Genomic DNA, 16,869 nt, shown 5'->3' with positions numbered 1-16,869 from the left:
ATCCTGGGCCGGTTGCACGGCGTCGACCTGTGACCTCGCCGAGATCCATGTGTAGAACGATCTCCCCTGTTCCAGTCCATCGACTTGGGAGACGATCACGATGCGGCGAGCAACGATGATCACGCTCACGCTGGCGGTGCTCGTCGCCACCGGTCCGGGTGCCACCGCGCACGCCGCCCACGGCCGGCAGGTGGGACCCGACCCGGTGGCGGCGCTCGAACGGATGCTGATCAACGGGCACGGCATACGCTTCTTCGTCACCGGACGGACCGTCGAGGCGACCGGCGACGGGCAAAAGGATGAGCGACCCCGCAGGACGGAGTACGGGCGCGTCGAGTTCCGCAATGGAGGACTCCAGGCATCCGACCTCACCAGCCACACTCCCGGTAACGAAGAGGATCCATGGCCGACGCGGTGGATCACCTTCACGGGGCAGCACTACGTCAAAAGCCGCGATATCAACGACGACGGCACATGGGGGTCGTACGACTGGACCAGGGTGAAACTGGACTACCTACGGCCCCAACTGGAGATCGGCTACATAAGCCTGCTTCACGTGCCCACGTTACGTGCGGTGCTGGCCAGCACGAGGGCGCGGCACACCACATCGGCGGGCACGGTCCGCCTGGACGGCATCATCACCTTGGCCGCGCTGTACAAGGCCGACCCGCGCATGGACGACGACCTGATCGACAAGCCCACCGCCAAGGAGCGGCGGCTGAAGGTCGCATGGCGGCTGTGGATCGGGAAGGACGGACTCATCCGCCGGGCGTGGGCCTCATGGACCCATCCGCTGGAATCTGGCGGAACCGTGACACAAGCCCACAACATGCGGATCACCGGCTGGGGAAGCAAGGTCAAGATCTCGCCTCCGCGCTCGTACCCCGGCGACTGATCAACGGCCCCCTGACGCGCCTCCGCGCTCCCCGGCGCGCGGAGGCACCTCTCGCCGCCCCCAGATTCCCCCGACGACGCCGCCCGGGACGCCCGTCGGCTCAGTCGATATAGACGCCCTTGTAGAAGTAGCCGCGGGCCTCGTGCCAGCACTGGGTGACCCAGGCGTGCGACCCAAGCTGGAGCGCGATACGATCGCGCTCCACTTGGCACTGCGCCAGTGTGGCGAAGGGGCCGCGTTGGAACCCCGGGAGAGGCTCGGGGTCGCCGGCGAGGGCGGCGGCGGGCGCCGCGCCGGTCAGGGCGGCGGTTCCCAGTGCTGCCGCGAGCAGGGCCGCGGCGGACAAGCTGCGGATCTTCATGGGGCTCCTCAAGGTCGAGTGGACGACACCCTCAGAGCAGCATTGATCGCCGGGTGCGGGGACCCTCCGGTTCTTCCTATTCCGGCCGTATGGTCCCTGCTCTGCCGGCTGTTCGGCAGGGCCTGAACGTGGCCGGTCAGGGCTTCTGTACGGCGGAGCGCAGTGGACGCCGCCCCGCCGTACTCGGTCACGCCCTGCCCCCGGCGTTTCGCGTGTGTCGTGGTACCTCGCCGTTCCGGCACCGGCCGACACGGGCCGTCGCGGTCAGCCGATGTACGGCCGAAGGCAGGTCGATCAGTGATCCAGCGGGGCGCCTGGGGTGTCGGTCAGAACGCAGTCCGCCACCGGGCCTTCGGCGACTCGGGCCCAGATGCCCGCGACCCGCGCGCCGTCCTCCTCCTCGGAGACGCTGAACTCCAGTACGCCCGTCCGCCCCTGCCCGATCACCTTCGGGTCGATGACGAACGACGTCTCGTGTCCCTGCGGCGGCGGGAACACCGACAGTGCCGCCTCCTCCTTGCTCAGGAAGTGGGCCGCGCGGGGTTCCGGGCCGCACTTCTTGCCCTTGGGGACGTAGTCGACCACCACGTTCGCGCCCAGGGCTCGCAGGTCGGCCTGGAGGCGGCCGGGGTCCTTGGCCTCGTTGATGGTGATGTCGATCAGGCCGCCGGGCAGTTCGGTCACCGCGTGGGCCGGGGTGCCCATCAACAGCGGCACGGCCACGGCCACGGCGGCGGCGAGGGCCCCCACAGGGGCGAGCAGCTTGAGGCGGGACCTCACAGTGGGCGTGTTGGCGATCTCGGTCATCACGAACTCCTTGAGCAGGCGGTGACGGCCCGCGGGAAGATCGCGTTCTGCCGGCGTGTTCATCGCATCTCCTCCTTGGCGGAGCCTCGGTCACCTATTACCTGTCTGGACGCGGGCGGCGGTTCCGCGAACCCCCCGAAATCAGCGAGTTTCTTGCGCGCCCGGGACAGCCGGGACCTGACCGTGCCCACCGGAACGCCCAGTGCCTCCGCCGCGTCCGCGTACCCGAGTCCGGCCCAGACGCACAGCGCGAAGACGTCCTGCTCCTGTTTGCGCAGCCGCCCGTACGCCTGCCTGACGGCCGCCAGCCGTTCGGCGTCGTCGATGCGCCCGATCACCTCCTCGGCGAAGTCGGGCACGCGTTCACCCCGGGGCAGCCGGGCCAGCGCGTCGTCGTGCCGCCGGGCCGCCCTGCGGGTGTTGCGGGCGACGTTGGTGGCGATGCCGAGCAGCCAGGGGCGTAGCGATCCCCCCTCGGGGTCGATCCTGGCTCTCAGCCGCCAGCCCTCAAGGAACGTCAGCGCCGTGACGTCCTCGGCCTCGCTCCAGTCGGCGGTCAGGCGGTAGGCATGGTTGTAGACGGCCTTGGCGCACTCGTCGAAGAGCCGCGCGAAGGCCGCCTGATCCCCATCACGGATCCGGGCACGCATCGACATGTCCACACCTGGGTACTGTCCGCTCCAAGCCCGAGGTTCCCGACGATCATCCGGGGCTGGAGCGGCCCTGCCGCCAGTAGCCGAAGAAGGCGATGTCGCTCTTGGCGGCGGCGCGGTCGTTGACCAGGTGGCGGCGCAGGCCGGTGGCGAGCCGGGATTCACCCGCCACCCAGGTGTAGAAGCGGCCCTCCGGCAGGGTGGCCTGCCGGACCGTTTCCAGGGCGAGCGCGCCCGGGACGGCGGTCGCGGCGTCGCGCGGCAGCCAGTGGATGCGGGCGCCCTCGGGGTGGACGATGTCCTTGCGGATGTCGGCGGTCTCCGGTACTTCCAGGAAGACCTCGGCGTTCAGCGACTCCGGCGCGTCCTCCAGGATCGCCAGGACGGCCGGCAGCGCGCTCTCCTCGCCCACGAGCAGGTGCCAGGGGAGGCCGGGCGGCGGCAGGTACATGATGCCGATGTCGAAGATGCCCGCCGGGTCGCCGGGCCGGGCGCGGGAGGCCCAGGCGGAGGCCGGGCTCGTGTCGCCGTGCAGGACGAACTCGATGTCCACCTCGCCGGCCTCCGGGCGGAAGCGGCGGATCGTGTAGTTGCGCACCCACGGGCGGCGGGACTTCGGCATGAGCATCAGTTCGGCCATCCACGCCTCACTGGAGAGGGCCGGCATGCGCAGCCGTTCCTGGCCCTCGCGGGGGAAGAACAGTCGTACCGTGTGGTCGAAGCCGGTCGGGTTCAGGTGGGCGAGTTCGGGGCCGCCGAGGGTGATGACGGCGAAGTGCGGGCTCAGTCTGGTGTTCCTGACCACCTCCAGCGTGATCATCCGTCGGGTCTCCGGCCGTCGCACCTTCGGTAGCACGTGACCCTCCTGTTCAATTCCTGCCCCTGAAATACCTGGTCAGGGCACTATTATGAGCAATACCTCGCTTTGTTGGCTACTCGCTTTCCCGCTCATGACCAGGAGGTACGCGGTGTCGGGCAGACCACGGCTGGAGCCGCGCAAACAGCCCCGCCAGGCGCGGGCCGAGCTGACCCGGCAGCGCATCCTGCGGGCCGCTGCTCGCGTTTTCGCCGAGTACGGCTACGCCGCCGGGACCACCAACCGGATCGCCGAACGGGCCCGTGTGTCGATCGGTTCGCTGTATCAGTACTATCCGAACAAGGACGCGATCCTGGCCGAGCTGATGACCGGCCATCTCCAGGCCGGCATGGCGCGCAGCCGCCGCGACCAGGCCGAGGAGCCGCCCGGTGACATCGAGGCGATCATGCGCGTGCTGGTACGGGCGGCCATCGAGAACCACCTGGACGACCCCCAGCTCCTGCGCGTGATGATCGAGCAGGCCCCGCGCACCCCGGACCTGGTCAAGAAGGTGCACGAGTACCACAACGCGGACGTCGCCCACGCCCAGACCCTGCTGCGCGGCCACCCCGACGTGCGCGTCGGCGACGTCGATCTCGCCGCCCGGATCATCGTCACCACCATCGAGTTGGTCGTCCACCAGCTCACCGCGACGCACGACCTGGTCGGGCAGCCCATCGACCTGGCCCGCTTCGAGGACGAGCTGGTCGCGATGTTCACCCGCTATCTGACGGCCGCCCCGCCCGCCGTGGCCCCTGCCGGTGACATGGGACACTGACGGTATGACCGACGCGCGGGTGACGTATGACGACGTGGTCGCCGCCAGGGAGTTGCTGGCCGATGTCGTGGTGCAGACACCGGTGTTGCACTCGCGCATCCTGTCCGAGGCCGTCGGCGGCCCGGTCCATCTGAAGTGCGAAAACCTGCAGCGGTCCGGTTCGTTCAAGGTGCGCGGGGCGTATGTCCGGATCGCGCGGCTGACCGACGAGGAGAAGGTCAGGGGAGTGGTGGCGGCCAGCGCCGGCAACCACGCCCAGGGGGTGGCGCTCGGGGCCGGGCTGGTCGGGGCCAAGTCCACCGTCTACATGCCGGAGGGCGCGCCGCTGCCCAAGGTGGCCGCCACCCGCGCGTACGGGGCCGACGTCGTGTTCGCCGGGCACACCGTCGATGTGGCGCTGGAGGCGGCCAAGGAGCACGCCGAGCAGACCGGGGCGGTGTTCATCCACCCTTTCGACCACCCCGACGTGGTGGCCGGGCAGGGCACCATCGGGCTGGAGATCATCGAGCAGCTGCCCGAGGTCGGCACGATCGTGATCCCGGTCGGCGGCGGCGGGCTGGCCGCGGGGATGGCGCTGGCGGTCAAGTCGCTGCGGCCCGGGGTGCGGATCGTGGGGGTGCAGGCCGAGCGGGCCGCGGCGTTCCCGGCCTCGCTGGCCGCCGGGCGTCCGGTGATGGTCGAGCCCGCCTCCACGGTGGCCGACGGGATCGCCGTCGGGCGGCCCGGTGACCTGCCCTTCGAGCTGATCCACTACCTGGTGGACAGCGTGGTGACGGTCACCGAGGAAGAGCTGTCCCAAGCGCTCGTCCTGATGCTGGAACGCGGCAAGCTGGTCGTCGAGCCCGCCGGGGTGGCCGGGGTGGCGGCCCTGCTGGCCCGGCCGCACGCCTTCGAGCCGCCCGTGGTCGCCCTGCTGTCCGGCGGCAACATCGACCCGCTGCTGATGGCCAAGGTGCTCCGGCACGGCCTGGCCGCCGCCGGGCGCTACCTGGCCTTCCGCATCCGCCTGGCCGACCGCCCGGGCGCGCTGGCCAACCTGCTGAGCAGGCTGGCCGGCCTCGGCGCCAACGTGCTCGACGTGGTGCACGAGCGGGTCGGCGTGCGGCTGCACCTGGACGAGGTCGAGGTGCTGCTGCAACTGGAGACCAAGGGCCCGGGCCACTGCGAGGAGGTGCTCGGCGCGCTGCGCCGGGACGGCTACAAGCTGATCTTTGGCTGAGTCACCAGTTCACCGGCCGCTGCGGGGTGAACAGCCACGCCTTGAACAGCCCGTCGAGCTGCTTGCCGGACCGTTCCTCCGCCATCGTGATGAACTCGTCCGTGGTGACGGCGCCGTACTTGTACCGGGCGGTGTAGGCGCGCAGCAGGTCGAAGAACGTCTTGTCGCCGATCCGCTGCCGCAGCGCGTGCAGGGTCATCCCGCCGCGCGTGTAGACCGAGTTGTTGAACAGGTCATCGGGCCTGGCCTTGCCCGGAGGGTACTGCCACATCGGGCTCTCCAAACTGCCGTAGTGGCGCTGGAAGATCTGCTCGGCGGTCTCCTCGCCCTTGTGCTCCGACCACAGCCACTCGGCGTAGGTGGCGAACCCCTCGTTCAGCCACAGCTCCTCCCAGCGCTTGATGCTCAGGCTGTTGCCGAACCACTGGTGGGCCAGCTCGTGCGCGATGATCCCCTCGTCGGGGTCGAACCCCCCGTACATCGGCTTGGTCTGGTTCTCCAGCGCGTAACCGGCCGCGTAGTCGTCCACCACGCCGCCCGTCGAACCGAACGGGTAGGGCCCGAACACCGTGCTCCAGTAGTCGGTGATCTTCCCGGAGAGCGTGTAGAGGCCGTTCAGGGCGGAGGCGTACTTGGGGTCGGCGGCGGCCAGGTTGGGCAGGCCCGCCGCGGTGCGGCCCTCGCGCAACCGGAACTTGCCGAGCGTCATCGTGGCCAGGTACGTGACCATCGGGTGCCGCTCGCGCCACACGAACGTCGTCTTGCCGCCGGACTCCCGCGGCCGGCCCGCCATCTCGCCGTTGGCCAGCGCGGTCACGCCCTTGGGCACGGTGATCTCAAAGTCGAAGGTGGCCTTGTCGGCCGGGTGGTCGTTGGCCGGGAACCACGTCTTGGCCCCGTTGGGCTGGCAGGTCACGAACGCGCCGTCAGCGGTCGGGATGAACCCGTACACGCCCAGGTTGTCGGCGTCGCGGATCGGCTCGGGCCGCCCGCCGTACGCGACCCGGACCGTGAACGGGCGGCCCGCCGTCAGCGTCTTCGCGGGGGTGACGGTCAGCTCGTGGCCCTCCCTGCCGAACGTCGCGGGCGCGTCGTCCACCTTGATCGAGTGGACGTCAAGCCCGGCCAGGTCCAGGTTGAACCGCGACAGGTCCTGGAGCGCCGTGGCGTCGATGGACGCCACGGCGTCCAGCCGCTTGGCGGCCGGCTCATAGCCCAGTCTCAGCCGGTAGTGGCGGACGTCGTAGCCGCCGTTGCCGTCCTTGGGGAAGTCGGGGTCGCCGATGCCGGGCGCCCCCGCCGTGCCCGGGGCGGTGGACGCCGGCTTGGAACTCGGTCCCGCCCCGTTGTCCCCGCTCTCGCCGCTGGAGGCCGTGCAGGCGGCGGAGGCGATCAGGCTGAAAATCGTCGTGGACGCCAGAGCGAGCCGGCCGATGTCGCGCATGGACCTCTTTTCCCGGGTGCCGATGGCCCGGGGAGGAGCCCCGGGCCGTTGACCAGCAGCCTACGGGAGGTGCGGCGATGGCTCGCTGTGACGCGCCCGTCACAGGTTGCCGCGCAGCTCCTGCTCGCGCTCGATGGCCTCGAACAGGGCCTTGAAGTTGCCCTTGCCGAACCCGCTGGACCCGTGCCGCTCGATCAGCTCGAAGAAGACCGTGGGACGGTCCTGGACCGGCTTGGTGAAGATCTGCAGCAGGTAGCCGTCCTCGTCGCGGTCGACCAGGATGCGGCGCTCGCGCAGCTCCTCCACGGGCACGCGTACCTCGCCGATGCGGGCGCGCAGCTCGGGGTCCTCGTAGTAGGAGTCGGGGGTGTCCAGGAAATCGACGCCGGCGGCCCGCATGCGGTCCACCGCCGCCAGGATGTCGCCGGTGGTCAGCGCGATGTGCTGGACGCCGGGCCCGCCATAGAACTCCAGGTACTCGTCGATCTGGGACTTGCGCTTGGAGATCGCGGGCTCGTTCAGTGGGAACTTGACCTTCCTGCTGCCGTCCGCGACGACCTTGGACATCAGCGCGGAGTAGTCGGTGGCGATGTCGTCGCCGATGAACTCCGCCATGTTCGTGAAGCCCATGACGCGGTGGTAGAACTCCACCCACTCGTCCATCCGGCCGAGTTCGACGTTGCCGACGCAGTGGTCGACCGCCTCGAAGTACGGCTCGGCGTGCGGGGTGACGATCGGCTCGGCGGCCACGTAGCCGGGCAGGTACGGGCCGCTGTACTCGGAGCGGCCGACCAGGGTGTGGCGGGTGTCGCCGTAGGCGGCGATGGCCGCGAGGGTCACCTTCCCGTGCTCGTCGGAGATCGTGTACGGCTCCACCAGGCCGGTCGCGCCCTCGGAGATCGCGTGCCGGTAGGCGGCCTCGACGTCCGGTACGTCGAGGGCGAGGTCGATCACTCCGTCGCCGTGTTCGGCGACGTGCTTGGCCAGGTCGGTGCCTGCGCGTACCGGGGCGCGCAGTTCGAAGCGGGCGGTGCCGGAGGTCAGCACGTAGGCGGTCTCGTCCCGGCTGCCGTTCTCAGGTCCCCGATACGCCTCTAGGCGCATCCCGAAGGCGGTCGAGTAGTAGTGGGCGGCCTGCTTCGCGTTACCGACGGCGAAGACGACGGAGTCCATGCCGTTCACGGGAAAGTTGTCGCTCATAGCAGCCACTGTCGATTTCACTGGCCTGGTTGCGCAACACTTACTTGAATCAGTGGACAATGTGCTCAATGTCCGGCACATGATGGCAAGGAATGCTGTGCACCATGACGATCGACGCACTCGACGCGCGGATCATCGCCCTGTTCGCCGCCGAACCGAAACTGGGTGTATTGGAGTGCTCCCGGCGGCTCGGAGTGGCCCGGGGGACGGTCCAGGCCCGGCTGGACCGGATGGCGGCCCGGGGGGTCATCATAGGTTTCGGTCCGGAGGTGAATCCGGCGGCGCTCGGCTATGTGGTGACCGCCTTCGTGACGCTCCAGATACGTCAGATCGGCGGACGCGCGTCGGTGGCCGACCGGCTGGCGGCGATCCCGGAGATCCTTGAGGCGCACACCATCACCGGCGGCGGTGACATGCTGTGCCGGGTGGTGGCGCGCGGCAACGCCGATCTGCAACGGGTCATCGACCTCATCGTCGAGGTCGGGGGAGTGGTCAGGACCTCCTCGGTGATCGCGCTTGACACGCCGATTCCGCACCGCGTGATGCCGTTGGTGACCGATGCCCCCCGGCATGGCGCCACGGGGACGTAAAGTCATGGGGTAAGGCACGGGCATTGTTATAGATCGTTTACCCTCGGACGCTTGCGATGGTGGTCAGGGGGCCGCCGCGCACGGGGATTCGGGGGTTGCGCATGCGGGAGGCTGAGGAGAAGGGCATGCGGAAACGGCGCGTCCTGCGATCCGCGCTCATCGCGCTGGGCGCGGGCATCGTGGCGGCGGTGGCGCTGTTCGCCGTCGCCTGGGCGTTGACGCCGATCCCTGAGGCGGCCCAGAAGCAGGCCGTGGCCCAGGGCTCGGTGATCTACTACAGAGACGGCAAGACCGTTCTGGCCAAGCAGGGCGTCAACCGCAAGACCGTCAAGCTGGAGCGGGTGCCCAAGCACGTCCGCGACGCGGTGATCGCCGCCGAGAACCGCTCCTTCTACCAGGACACCGGCGTCTCGCTGCGCGGCACGGCGCGGGCGATCTGGTCCACCGTCACCGGCAAGCAGGTGCAGGGCGGCTCCACGATCACCCAGCAGATGGTCCGCAACTACTACAGCGGCCTGGACCAGGAGCGCTCGATCGGGCGCAAGTTCAAAGAGATCATGGTCGCGCTCAAGGTCGACCAGTCCAAGTCGAAGGACTGGGTGCTCCAGCAGTACCTCAACACGATCTACTTCGGCCGCGGCGCGTGGGGCGTCCAGGCCGCCTCCCAGGCCTATTTCGGCAAGGACGTCGACAAGCTGTCCATCGCCCAGGGCGCCTACCTGGCCGCGGTCATCCAGCAGCCCACCCGGTACGCCGCCCCCAAGGGCGAGGTGCTGACCGAGGTGACCGGCCGCTGGCGGTGGGTGCTGGGCGCGATGGCGCAGATGCGCGCGATCACCCCCGAGGAGGCCGCCGAGCAGCGCTTCCCCAAGCTCAGCGCGACCAAGAGCACGCTGACCCCCAAGGGCCAGGACAACTTCATGCTCGTCCAGGTGCGCGCCGAGCTGGCCCGGCGCGGCTACGACGACGAGGACATCAACCAGGCCGGGCTGAAGGTCACCACGACCTTCGACAAGGGGCTGATGGCCGCCGCGGAGAAGGCGGTCACCTCCACGCTGCCCGACTCGCTGCCCAAGAAGATCCGCACCGGCCTGGCCGCCGTCGATCCGGCGACCGGCGAGGTCCTGGCCTTCTACGGCGGCCGGTACAAGACCTCCCAGCAGTACGACACCGCGTTCTCGGCCAAGGTCCAGGCCGGGTCCACGTTCAAGCCGTACGCGCTGGCCGCCGCGCTGGAGAACGGCTACGGCCTGGAGACCCGCGTCAACGGCAACTCACCCATGACGGTCGCCTCCCGCCCGGTGGAGAATTCCGGCGGCACCTCCTACGGCATGGTCAACCTGGTCACCGCGACCCGAAACTCGATCAACACCGCGTTCGTGGACCTGGGCGAGAAGGTCGGCCTGGACAAGGTCGCCGAGGTGGCCAAGGCGTCCGGGCTGCCCGCCGCGCAGATCGATCCGCACAAGTCCGCGGCCACGTTCCCGATCGGCGTGGCCTCGCTCAGCGCCGTGCAGCAGGCGTCCGGTTTCGGCACCTTCGCCGCGAACGGCATGCACCAGGAGGCCCACGTCATCCGCTCGGTGACCGACGCCGACGGCCGGACGACCGAGGTCGTGCCCACCGCGCGGCGCGCGTTCTCCGAGCAGGCCGCCGCCGACGCCACCTACGCGATGACCCAGGTCGTCGAGGGCGGCACCGGCAGCGCGGCCCGGCTGTGGGACCGCCCGGTGGCCGGCAAGACCGGCACCGCCGACAAGTCGATCGCGGCCTGGTTCGCGGGGTTCACCCCGCAGTTGTCGACCACGGTCAACATGTTCCGCGACGACAACAAGCCGGTGGTCGTGCCCGGGTACGGCGAGATGTACGGCGGCGCGCTGCCGGCCCGGATCTGGCGGGCGTTCATGACCGAGGCGATGGAGGGCCAGCCGGTCAAGGAGTTCCCCGATCCGTCCAACCGCGGCTACGCCGAGGATTACGGCGACGAGGAAGACCAGTACTGGGACGAGGGCGAGTCCGACGACGACTACCCCCGGCGCCCGGAGCCGACCGACACCCCGCCGACCGAGCCGACCACCCCCGAGCCGACCGTGGGCCCGACGGAGGAGCCCACCGAGCCGCCCACCAGCGAGGAGCCGCCGGGCCCCGAGGAGACCCGCGGCCCCGACCCGCAGTCGCCCGACGAGCTCCCCAGCGACGGCCCGGCCCCGCTCTTCGGCGACCGCACCTGACCTCCGGCCGACCGGCGGCGGAGGTCAGCCGCGCAGCTCGGACTTGAGGGCGGCGACGGTGGTCACCGGCATGCGGCAGGTGAAGCGGCGGCAGACGTACGCGGCGGCCTGGCCGTTCACCAGGCCCCGGTCCGCGAGCAGCGGGACCTCGGCCCGCCCGTTGCCCGGGCCGCGGGCGATCACCAGGCCCGGCACGTCGGCCAGCAGCGCCGCGCGGTGCAGCGCGGCGGCCGACGGGTCGTCGTCGGCGCCCACGATCGCCACCTCCACCGGCCCGGCCAGCGCGGCCCGCGCCACGGCCAGCCCCCAGCCCGCGAACCGCGCGTGCTCCGCGGCCAGCACCGACACCGTGCCCAGGGCGGCCTCGGCGGCCTCCCGGTGGCGCGCTTCGCCGGTGAGCGCGGCGTACGACAGCAGCGCGCCCGCCGCGGCGAACTGGCCGGACGGCGCGGCGTTGTCGGTCGGGTCCTGGGGGCGCTGGAAGAGGCGTTCGGCGTCGTCGGCGGTGTCGAAGAACCCGCCCTCGCCGTCGCCGAACCGGTCCAGCACCGCGTCCAGCAGCTCGCCCGCCCGCCGGAACCAGCGGGTCTCGCCGGTGACGGAGTAGAGGGAGAGCAGCCCTTCGGCCACGTCGGCGTAGTCTTCGAGCACCCCGGCGTGGTCGGACGGCCGCCCGTCGCGCGAGGTGCGCACCAGCCGCCCGCCGTCGGCGTGCACATCATCGAGCAGGGCCGCCGCCTGCCGGGCGGCCTCGATCAGCTCGGGCCGCTCGAACGCGGCCCCGGTCTCGGCGAGGGCGGCCACCGCCAGGCCGTTCCAGGCGGCGACCACCTTGTCGTCGCGGCCCGGACGCACTCGCCGCTCGCGGGCGGCCAGCAGACGCTCGCGTACGGAGGCCAGGCGCTCGGCGTCGTCCGGCTCACCGAGCAGCTGGAGCACCGAGCTGCCGTGCTCGAACGTGCCCGCCTCGGTCACCTCGAACACCGACGCCGCCCAGGCCCCGTCGTCGTCACCCAGGACCTCGCGCAGCTCGGCCGGGGTCCAGACGTAGAACTTGCCCTCCACGCCCTCGCTGTCGGCGTCGAGCGCCGAGGCGAAGCCGCCCTCAGGCGTGCGCATCTCGCGCAGCAGCCACCCGGCGGTCTCCAGCGCCACCCTGCGGGCCGACGGCGACCCGCCCGCGCGCCACCAGTGCGTGTAGACACGCAGCAGCAGCGCGTTGTCGTAGAGCATCTTCTCGAAGTGCGGGACCACCCACCCCGCATCGACACTGTAGCGGGCGAAACCGCCGCCGAGCTGGTCGTAGATGCCGCCCCTGGCCATCGCGTCGAGCGTGGCCGAGGCCATCTCCACCGCGTCGGCCGACCCCTCGCGCAGCAGGAACTCCAGCACCATCGACGGCGGGAACTTCGGCGCGCCGCCGAACCCGCCGTTCGCCGCGTCGAAGGACCCGGCCAGCCCCCGCACGGCGGCGGTCAGGGTCTCCGCGGTCGGCACCGGCCCGCCCGGCAGCGCGGCCCGCCGGTTCAGCACCTCCACGACCTGCGCGCCCTGCCCGACCACCGCGTCACGCTCGCCCTTCCAGGCGTTGGACACCCCGGCCAGCAGCCGCTGGAACTGCGCCCTGGGGAAGTACGTGCCGGTGTAGAAGGGATGCCCGTCGGGGGTGGCGAACACGGTCATCGGCCACCCGCCCTGCCCGGTCATCGCCTGCGTGGCCGCCATATAGACGGCGTCCACGTCGGGACGCTCCTCCCGATCGACCTTCACATTGACGAAATGCTCGTTCATCAACGCGGCGGTCGCGTCGTCCTCGAAGGACTCATGAGCCATGACGTGACACCAGATAACCAGTGGCATGATGAATAGCCCACTGAGATCAACAGTGGCACATCACGCCTACTCGCTTCCCGCATCGCCTCCTCTCCCCAAGGCCACCAGTCGACGGGGTTGGCGGCATGCTGGAGGAGGTAGGGAGAGGTCTCACTACCGAGCCTGTTCACAAGACCACACTCTCATACCTCAGAACAGGACGACGCGAGAGAGGATCACCTGCTGGTTCTTCCTGTCGACGCGCTACTCGGCTATCCCGTGGCCCCGGGGAATGAGACGGGCGATGTCGTCCATCGTCGTGGTGGGAAGGGTCCCGGCTTCGGCCGATGCCCGGATGCGGTCGCGATCGGGGTCGGTGTCCAGCATGGCGCGGCCCCACCAGGCGGTCAGCACGCCGTCGAGCTCCGGGCCCTGGCGCGCTCCCAGCAACTCGGCGAAGAACTGGGCCCGGCGGCTTCCGCGCAGCGCGCTGGAGATGCCGCCGATCGTCCTCGGTACTCGCGGATGGCCCGGCCCGTCGCCGTGTGCGACCTGAGCGTTCATGGCAATCAGGGTATGACGCGACCGCGGTGTTCGCATGCCACCCAAGGCAGATAAGGCGAATCATCCGGATGAGCGTGAGCCGGGTCGGGCGGGGGCTGTCGTGGGGGCCGGGCAGGCGTAGGCTCAGGTTGTGTGGATCTCGAATTCGTCTGCACGCATGCGGGACGGCCGGCTTCGGCGCTGACCCGCAGGGATGTGGCGCGTGCGCTGCTCGCCGTACCCTCCGGGGTGGCGCTCGTCGCGCTGCCCGAACTCCGCCGCGCCCTGATGGGCGCGAGCAACCCGCTGTCCGCCACGTTCTGGGACTCGGCCAAGGCCACGCTCGGCGCGATCGAGTCCGGGGCGGCGACCGTGGGCGACGTCCAGCACTGGCTGGAGGCGACCGGCACCGAACCGATACTGCTGACCCGCTCCTTCTACGTCTGGCCCGAGGAGGACGAGCGCGGCGAGACCACCGGCGAGATGTACGACCTGCTCGTCGCCCACCTGGAGACACGGGTGGCGGCCGGCGAGATCGACCCCGACGCGCTGGCCGCCGAAGACCCGGCCGCCCGCCTCGCCTACGAAGACCTCCAGGAGCGCTGGCTGACCACGCCGATGCCCGGCGACGGCCGGGTGCCGCTGGAGGCGCTCACCGACGAGCAGGAGAAGGAACTGGAGGAGGCCTGGGACGAGGAGGAGGCCTACGCGCTGAGCGAACTCCGCCGGGTCGTGGGCGAGCTGCCCGAGCCGCCGCTGCCCGAGCGGGAGCTGCGCACTGCCGCCGCGCGGCTGCGCGAGATGCTGACCGACAGCGGCTACCCCGGCAGCGTGCTGCGCGCCTGCGCCGGGTTCGAGGGCGAGGCGCTGCCCGACGACGACACCGACCTGTGGCTCGCCGTCGCCGCGGGCGTCTCCGGGCCGATCTCCGACCTGCCGGAGGAGGACGACACCCTGGAGGAGTTCGTCGACCTCGACGGCGACGTGTCGCACGAGGACTCGGTGCTCGCCGCGCTGTGCGCGATCCACCACGCCGACTGGCTGGCCGCGGTGACCGCGCTGGCCAGGCGGGGGCCCGGGGTGCTGGCCTCGGCCGAGCGGATCGCCCGGCTGATCGCCGAGTCCGACGACGTGGAGGCGGACGTCGACCCCGACGACGTCGAGGCGACCGAGATGCTGTTCATGTCGGTGACCCCGCTGTGGGCCGAACTGGGCATCATCGACCGCGACCAGGTGCTGACGCCGCTCGGCTGGTGGGGCCTGCCCAAGGCGCTCGAACGCGCCTGGAACCCCGGCGACTGACCCTTCTCAGTCGCCGGACGGCCTGCCCACGGCCTCGCGGTAGTCGTCGGCCACCAGGTCCATGTACTCGGGGTGGCGCCGGATGTACTCGGCGATGAACGGGCACACCGGGACCACCGACAGACCGGCGTCGCGGCCCGCGTCCAGGGCCGCGGCGGCGAGCCTGCCGCCCAGGCCGCGCCCGCCGTACGCGTCATCGACCTCGGTGTGCGGCAGCACGAGCCGGTCGGCGCGCAGCCGGTAGTCGGCGAAGCCGGCCGGCTTGCCGTCCACGAAGACCTCGAAGCGGGAGGCCTCCTGGTTGTCGACGACGCGGATCTCCTCGGCCATCAGTGGACCCCGTTGGGCTTGGGCTCACCGTTGGCCGGGCGCCGCTGGGGCTCTTCGTCCTCGTACGGCACCTCGATCTTGGAGATCTGCTTGTTCATCGACTTGATGAGCAGGAAGAGAGCGGCGCCGAGCGCGGCGACGACCAGGAATCCGAGCAGGCCCGGACTGACGTCGCCGCGAGGCGCGAGAACGAGTAGCGTGGTCACCCCACCCAGTCTGCCACCTGCCCCCGGCGGTGCCGCTGCTGCGTCCGGCTAGTTGCCGACCGGCGCCTGGGTGCGCTCGTCGCACTCGGCGGGCGTGCCGGACTTCGTGCGCGCCGCGCCCTCGATGCCGGCGAACAGGTCGTCCTCCGGCGGCTCGGTGTCCACCAGGGACCTCGCCAGGTGGAAGTCCTCGGTCGGCCAGATCTCCATCTGCAGCTCGCGTGGGCACACGAACCAGAAGCCGTCCGGATCGACCTGCGTGGCGTGCGCCTTCAGCGCGAGGTCGCGGGTCTCGAAGTAGTTCGCGCACGGCACGCGGGTGGTGACCGGCCACTTCTGCGGGCGGTCCTCCCAGCGGGAGATCCAGTCCGCGTACGGCGAGCCCATGTCGCGCTCGGTCATCGCCGCGTGCAGCGCCTCGAACCGCTCCTTGCTGAACCCCATGTGGTAGTAGAGCTTGAGCGGCTGCCAGGGGTCGCCCGTGCCCGGGTAGCGGTCCGGGTCGCCGGCCGCCTCGAACGCCTCCACCGACACCCGGTTGGTCATGATGTGGTCGGGGTGCGGGTAGCCGCCGTCGTCGTCGTACGTGAGGATCACGTGCGGCCGGAACTCCCGCACCGCGGCCACCAGCGGCGCCGCCGCGACCTCAAGCGGCTGGAGGGCGAAGCAGCCCTCGGGCAGCGGCTCGCTGTCGTCCTCGGGCAGGCCCGAGTCGACGAACCCCATGAATCGCTGCGAGACGCCCAGGATCTCGCGCGCGCGTTCCATCTCCTGGCGCCGGACCTCGCCCATGTTGGCGAGGATCTCCGGCCGGTCCATCTTCGGGTTGAGGATGGAACCGCGCTCCCCACCGGTTAGGGTGCAGACCAGCACGTCCACGCCCTCCGCGACGTAGCGTGCCATGGTCGCGGCGCCCTTGCTCGACTCGTCGTCCGGGTGGGCGTGAACGGCCATAAGCCTCAGCGGTGCACTCACGGGCTCTGCTGTCTCCTTGCGATCGGACCTGCAGACCACAGGCGAACGGGACCGCCTCGGTCGTGCGGCGGTCCTTTCCCCCGGGCAGACGCGGAGGCGGGACCCCCGCGAGGGACAATTGTCTCGGATAACGCCGAGCAAGTGCAGGGAGATTCCACGATGGTCGCCAGCGAGGCCGGGCAGGGCGCGCAGACCGGGCCGGTGCTCGGGACTCCGGACGACTTTCCAGAACGTCCGGACGGCCCGGCGCGTCGCGGGCGCTTCGTCGTCCACCTGGTCATCGCGGTGCTGGTGGCGATCGTCGCGGGCGGCTGGGGCTATGTGATGTGGGCGTCCAAGGGGGACACCGAGGTGATCGATCAGGTGATCACCTTCGACGCGAGCCGCAGTGACACGGTGACGGTAACCTATGAGATATATAAGCCTTCCGATCGGGCGGCACTTTGCCGACTCCGCGCCACTGATGTACAGCACGTCGAAGTGGGCACCCGCGAGGTCACGATCCCCGCTGGTGAGGGGTATGTCCGGCGAACCGACCGGCTGGAGACCAGCGCGCAGGCCACTTCGGTTCACGTCCACTACTGCTATCTCGTATAGTGAGACATTTGGGGAAGCGTTGGCGGCGCTGGCTTGTTAGCCTGTCGAAATTCAGATGTGTCCGTGGCAT

At 70.4% G+C, this 16,869-nt stretch carries 17 protein-coding genes and 1 pseudogene; 7 read left to right on the top strand and 11 right to left on the bottom strand.

Translation table 11 applies throughout. From position 1 onward, the window contains the following. Positions 1 to 100: 100 nt before the first annotated feature. Positions 101 to 895 carry a hypothetical protein gene (locus DP939_RS19535; RefSeq protein WP_147268049.1) on the top strand — a complete coding sequence of 265 codons (795 nt, stop codon included), beginning with the start codon at positions 101 to 103 and terminating at the stop codon, positions 893 to 895. Positions 896 to 995: 100 nt separating this feature from the next. Here the strand turns inward: DP939_RS19535 and DP939_RS19530 are convergent, their stop codons facing one another. The 4 genes from DP939_RS19530 to DP939_RS19515 form a co-directional block, all read right to left on the bottom strand. Then, entirely contained in the window at positions 996 to 1,256 is a 261-nt protein-coding gene (locus DP939_RS19530) for a hypothetical protein (RefSeq protein ID WP_113982145.1), read from the bottom strand. Positions 1,257 to 1,550: 294 nt separating this feature from the next. After that, positions 1,551 to 2,126: a hypothetical protein gene (locus tag DP939_RS19525; RefSeq protein ID WP_113982144.1), complete on the bottom strand. Its 576-nt coding sequence runs from the start codon at positions 2,124 to 2,126 to the stop codon at positions 1,551 to 1,553. After that, on the bottom strand, positions 2,123 to 2,719 hold the full coding sequence (locus DP939_RS19520; protein WP_199565267.1) for an RNA polymerase sigma factor: 597 nt from the start codon (positions 2,717 to 2,719) through the stop codon (positions 2,123 to 2,125). The genes DP939_RS19525 and DP939_RS19520 overlap by 4 nt, the downstream gene beginning before the upstream one ends. Positions 2,720 to 2,765: 46 nt before the next feature. Next, positions 2,766 to 3,536, bottom strand: a complete 771-nt coding sequence (locus DP939_RS19515; protein ID WP_199565266.1) for a siderophore-interacting protein — start codon at positions 3,534 to 3,536, stop codon at positions 2,766 to 2,768. A gap of 148 nt (positions 3,537 to 3,684) precedes the next feature. Here DP939_RS19515 and DP939_RS19510 point away from each other — a divergent pair, with 148 nt between their 5' ends. Further along, positions 3,685 to 4,350: a TetR/AcrR family transcriptional regulator gene (locus DP939_RS19510; protein ID WP_225878366.1), complete on the top strand. Its 666-nt coding sequence runs from the start codon at positions 3,685 to 3,687 to the stop codon at positions 4,348 to 4,350. A 4-nt stretch (positions 4,351 to 4,354) separates the two neighbouring features. Beyond that, complete coding sequence (gene ilvA, locus DP939_RS19505; protein WP_113982141.1) at positions 4,355 to 5,569, top strand: threonine ammonia-lyase; 1,215 nt, start codon at positions 4,355 to 4,357, stop codon at positions 5,567 to 5,569. Between the two features lies 1 nt (position 5,570). Here the strand turns inward: ilvA and DP939_RS19500 are convergent, their stop codons facing one another. Together DP939_RS19500 and hppD are read right to left on the bottom strand one after the other, a co-directional pair. Then, positions 5,571 to 7,013 (bottom strand): M1 family metallopeptidase, encoded by a 1,443-nt coding sequence (locus DP939_RS19500; protein ID WP_113982140.1) that lies wholly within the window; start codon positions 7,011 to 7,013, stop codon positions 5,571 to 5,573. Positions 7,014 to 7,112: 99 nt separating this feature from the next. Further along, positions 7,113 to 8,213, bottom strand: a complete 1,101-nt coding sequence (gene hppD / locus DP939_RS19495; RefSeq protein WP_113982139.1) for a 4-hydroxyphenylpyruvate dioxygenase — start codon at positions 8,211 to 8,213, stop codon at positions 7,113 to 7,115. A gap of 104 nt (positions 8,214 to 8,317) precedes the next feature. Here hppD and DP939_RS19490 point away from each other — a divergent pair, with 104 nt between their 5' ends. Both DP939_RS19490 and DP939_RS19485 read left to right on the top strand, forming a co-directional pair. Then, positions 8,318 to 8,803 carry an Lrp/AsnC family transcriptional regulator gene (locus tag DP939_RS19490; protein ID WP_113982222.1) on the top strand — a complete coding sequence of 162 codons (486 nt, stop codon included), beginning with the start codon at positions 8,318 to 8,320 and terminating at the stop codon, positions 8,801 to 8,803. A 125-nt stretch (positions 8,804 to 8,928) separates the two neighbouring features. Then, complete coding sequence (locus tag DP939_RS19485) at positions 8,929 to 11,034, top strand: transglycosylase domain-containing protein (RefSeq protein WP_225878365.1); 2,106 nt, start codon at positions 8,929 to 8,931, stop codon at positions 11,032 to 11,034. Between the two features lie 24 nt (positions 11,035 to 11,058). Here the strand turns inward: DP939_RS19485 and DP939_RS19480 are convergent. Both DP939_RS19480 and DP939_RS19475 read right to left on the bottom strand, forming a co-directional pair. After that, positions 11,059 to 13,037 (bottom strand): annotated as a pseudogene (locus DP939_RS19480) (thioredoxin domain-containing protein). Between the two features lie 73 nt (positions 13,038 to 13,110). Continuing rightward, positions 13,111 to 13,410 carry a hypothetical protein gene (locus tag DP939_RS19475; RefSeq protein ID WP_113982138.1) on the bottom strand — a complete coding sequence of 100 codons (300 nt, stop codon included), beginning with the start codon at positions 13,408 to 13,410 and terminating at the stop codon, positions 13,111 to 13,113. A gap of 132 nt (positions 13,411 to 13,542) precedes the next feature. Between DP939_RS19475 and DP939_RS19470 the strand changes: the two genes are divergently transcribed. After that, on the top strand, positions 13,543 to 14,691 hold the full coding sequence (locus tag DP939_RS19470) for a hypothetical protein (protein ID WP_113982137.1): 1,149 nt from the start codon (positions 13,543 to 13,545) through the stop codon (positions 14,689 to 14,691). Between the two features lie 6 nt (positions 14,692 to 14,697). Here the strand turns inward: DP939_RS19470 and DP939_RS19465 are convergent, their stop codons facing one another. Genes DP939_RS19465 through mca form a run of 3 tightly spaced genes read right to left on the bottom strand, consistent with a single transcriptional unit; the run spans position 14,698 to position 16,202 of the window. Next, entirely contained in the window at positions 14,698 to 15,021 is a 324-nt protein-coding gene (locus tag DP939_RS19465) for a GNAT family N-acetyltransferase (protein ID WP_113982136.1), read from the bottom strand. Next, positions 15,021 to 15,227, bottom strand: coding sequence for a hypothetical protein (locus DP939_RS19460; RefSeq protein ID WP_113982135.1), 207 nt, complete (start codon positions 15,225 to 15,227; stop codon positions 15,021 to 15,023). The genes DP939_RS19465 and DP939_RS19460 overlap by 1 nt, the downstream gene beginning before the upstream one ends. Before the next feature lie 48 nt (positions 15,228 to 15,275). Further along, on the bottom strand, positions 15,276 to 16,202 hold the full coding sequence (gene mca, locus DP939_RS19455; protein ID WP_225878364.1) for a mycothiol conjugate amidase Mca: 927 nt from the start codon (positions 16,200 to 16,202) through the stop codon (positions 15,276 to 15,278). A gap of 159 nt (positions 16,203 to 16,361) precedes the next feature. Between mca and DP939_RS19450 the strand changes: the two genes are divergently transcribed. Next, on the top strand, positions 16,362 to 16,799 hold the full coding sequence (locus tag DP939_RS19450) for a DUF4307 domain-containing protein (RefSeq protein ID WP_113982133.1): 438 nt from the start codon (positions 16,362 to 16,364) through the stop codon (positions 16,797 to 16,799). Positions 16,800 to 16,869: the final 70 nt, after the last annotated feature.

The sequence above is a fragment of the Spongiactinospora rosea genome, assembly GCF_003315795.1.
GTDB lineage: Bacteria > Actinomycetota > Actinomycetes > Streptosporangiales > Streptosporangiaceae > Spongiactinospora > Spongiactinospora rosea.
Note: the sequence above shows the minus strand (reverse complement) of the source record. Positions and strands in the feature narration are given on the sequence as shown.

Excerpts from the sequence above, each read along its gene's own strand:
- DP939_RS19535 (WP_147268049.1), top strand. The coding sequence starts at position 101 with ATGCGGCGAGCAACGATGATCACGCTCACGCTGGCGGTGCTCGTCGCC.
- DP939_RS19530 (WP_113982145.1), bottom strand. The coding sequence starts at position 1,256 with ATGAAGATCCGCAGCTTGTCCGCCGCGGCCCTGCTCGCGGCAGCACTG.
- DP939_RS19525 (WP_113982144.1), bottom strand. The coding sequence starts at position 2,126 with ATGAACACGCCGGCAGAACGCGATCTTCCCGCGGGCCGTCACCGCCTG.
- DP939_RS19520 (WP_199565267.1), bottom strand. The coding sequence starts at position 2,719 with ATGTCGATGCGTGCCCGGATCCGTGATGGGGATCAGGCGGCCTTCGCG.
- DP939_RS19515 (WP_199565266.1), bottom strand. The coding sequence starts at position 3,536 with ATGATCACGCTGGAGGTGGTCAGGAACACCAGACTGAGCCCGCACTTC.
- ilvA (WP_113982141.1), top strand. The coding sequence starts at position 4,355 with ATGACCGACGCGCGGGTGACGTATGACGACGTGGTCGCCGCCAGGGAG.
- DP939_RS19500 (WP_113982140.1), bottom strand. The coding sequence starts at position 7,013 with ATGCGCGACATCGGCCGGCTCGCTCTGGCGTCCACGACGATTTTCAGC.
- hppD (WP_113982139.1), bottom strand. The coding sequence starts at position 8,213 with ATGAGCGACAACTTTCCCGTGAACGGCATGGACTCCGTCGTCTTCGCC.
- DP939_RS19490 (WP_113982222.1), top strand. The coding sequence starts at position 8,318 with ATGACGATCGACGCACTCGACGCGCGGATCATCGCCCTGTTCGCCGCC.
- DP939_RS19485 (WP_225878365.1), top strand. The coding sequence starts at position 8,929 with ATGCGGAAACGGCGCGTCCTGCGATCCGCGCTCATCGCGCTGGGCGCG.
- DP939_RS19475 (WP_113982138.1), bottom strand. The coding sequence starts at position 13,410 with ATGAACGCTCAGGTCGCACACGGCGACGGGCCGGGCCATCCGCGAGTA.
- DP939_RS19465 (WP_113982136.1), bottom strand. The coding sequence starts at position 15,021 with ATGGCCGAGGAGATCCGCGTCGTCGACAACCAGGAGGCCTCCCGCTTC.
- DP939_RS19450 (WP_113982133.1), top strand. The coding sequence starts at position 16,362 with ATGGTCGCCAGCGAGGCCGGGCAGGGCGCGCAGACCGGGCCGGTGCTC.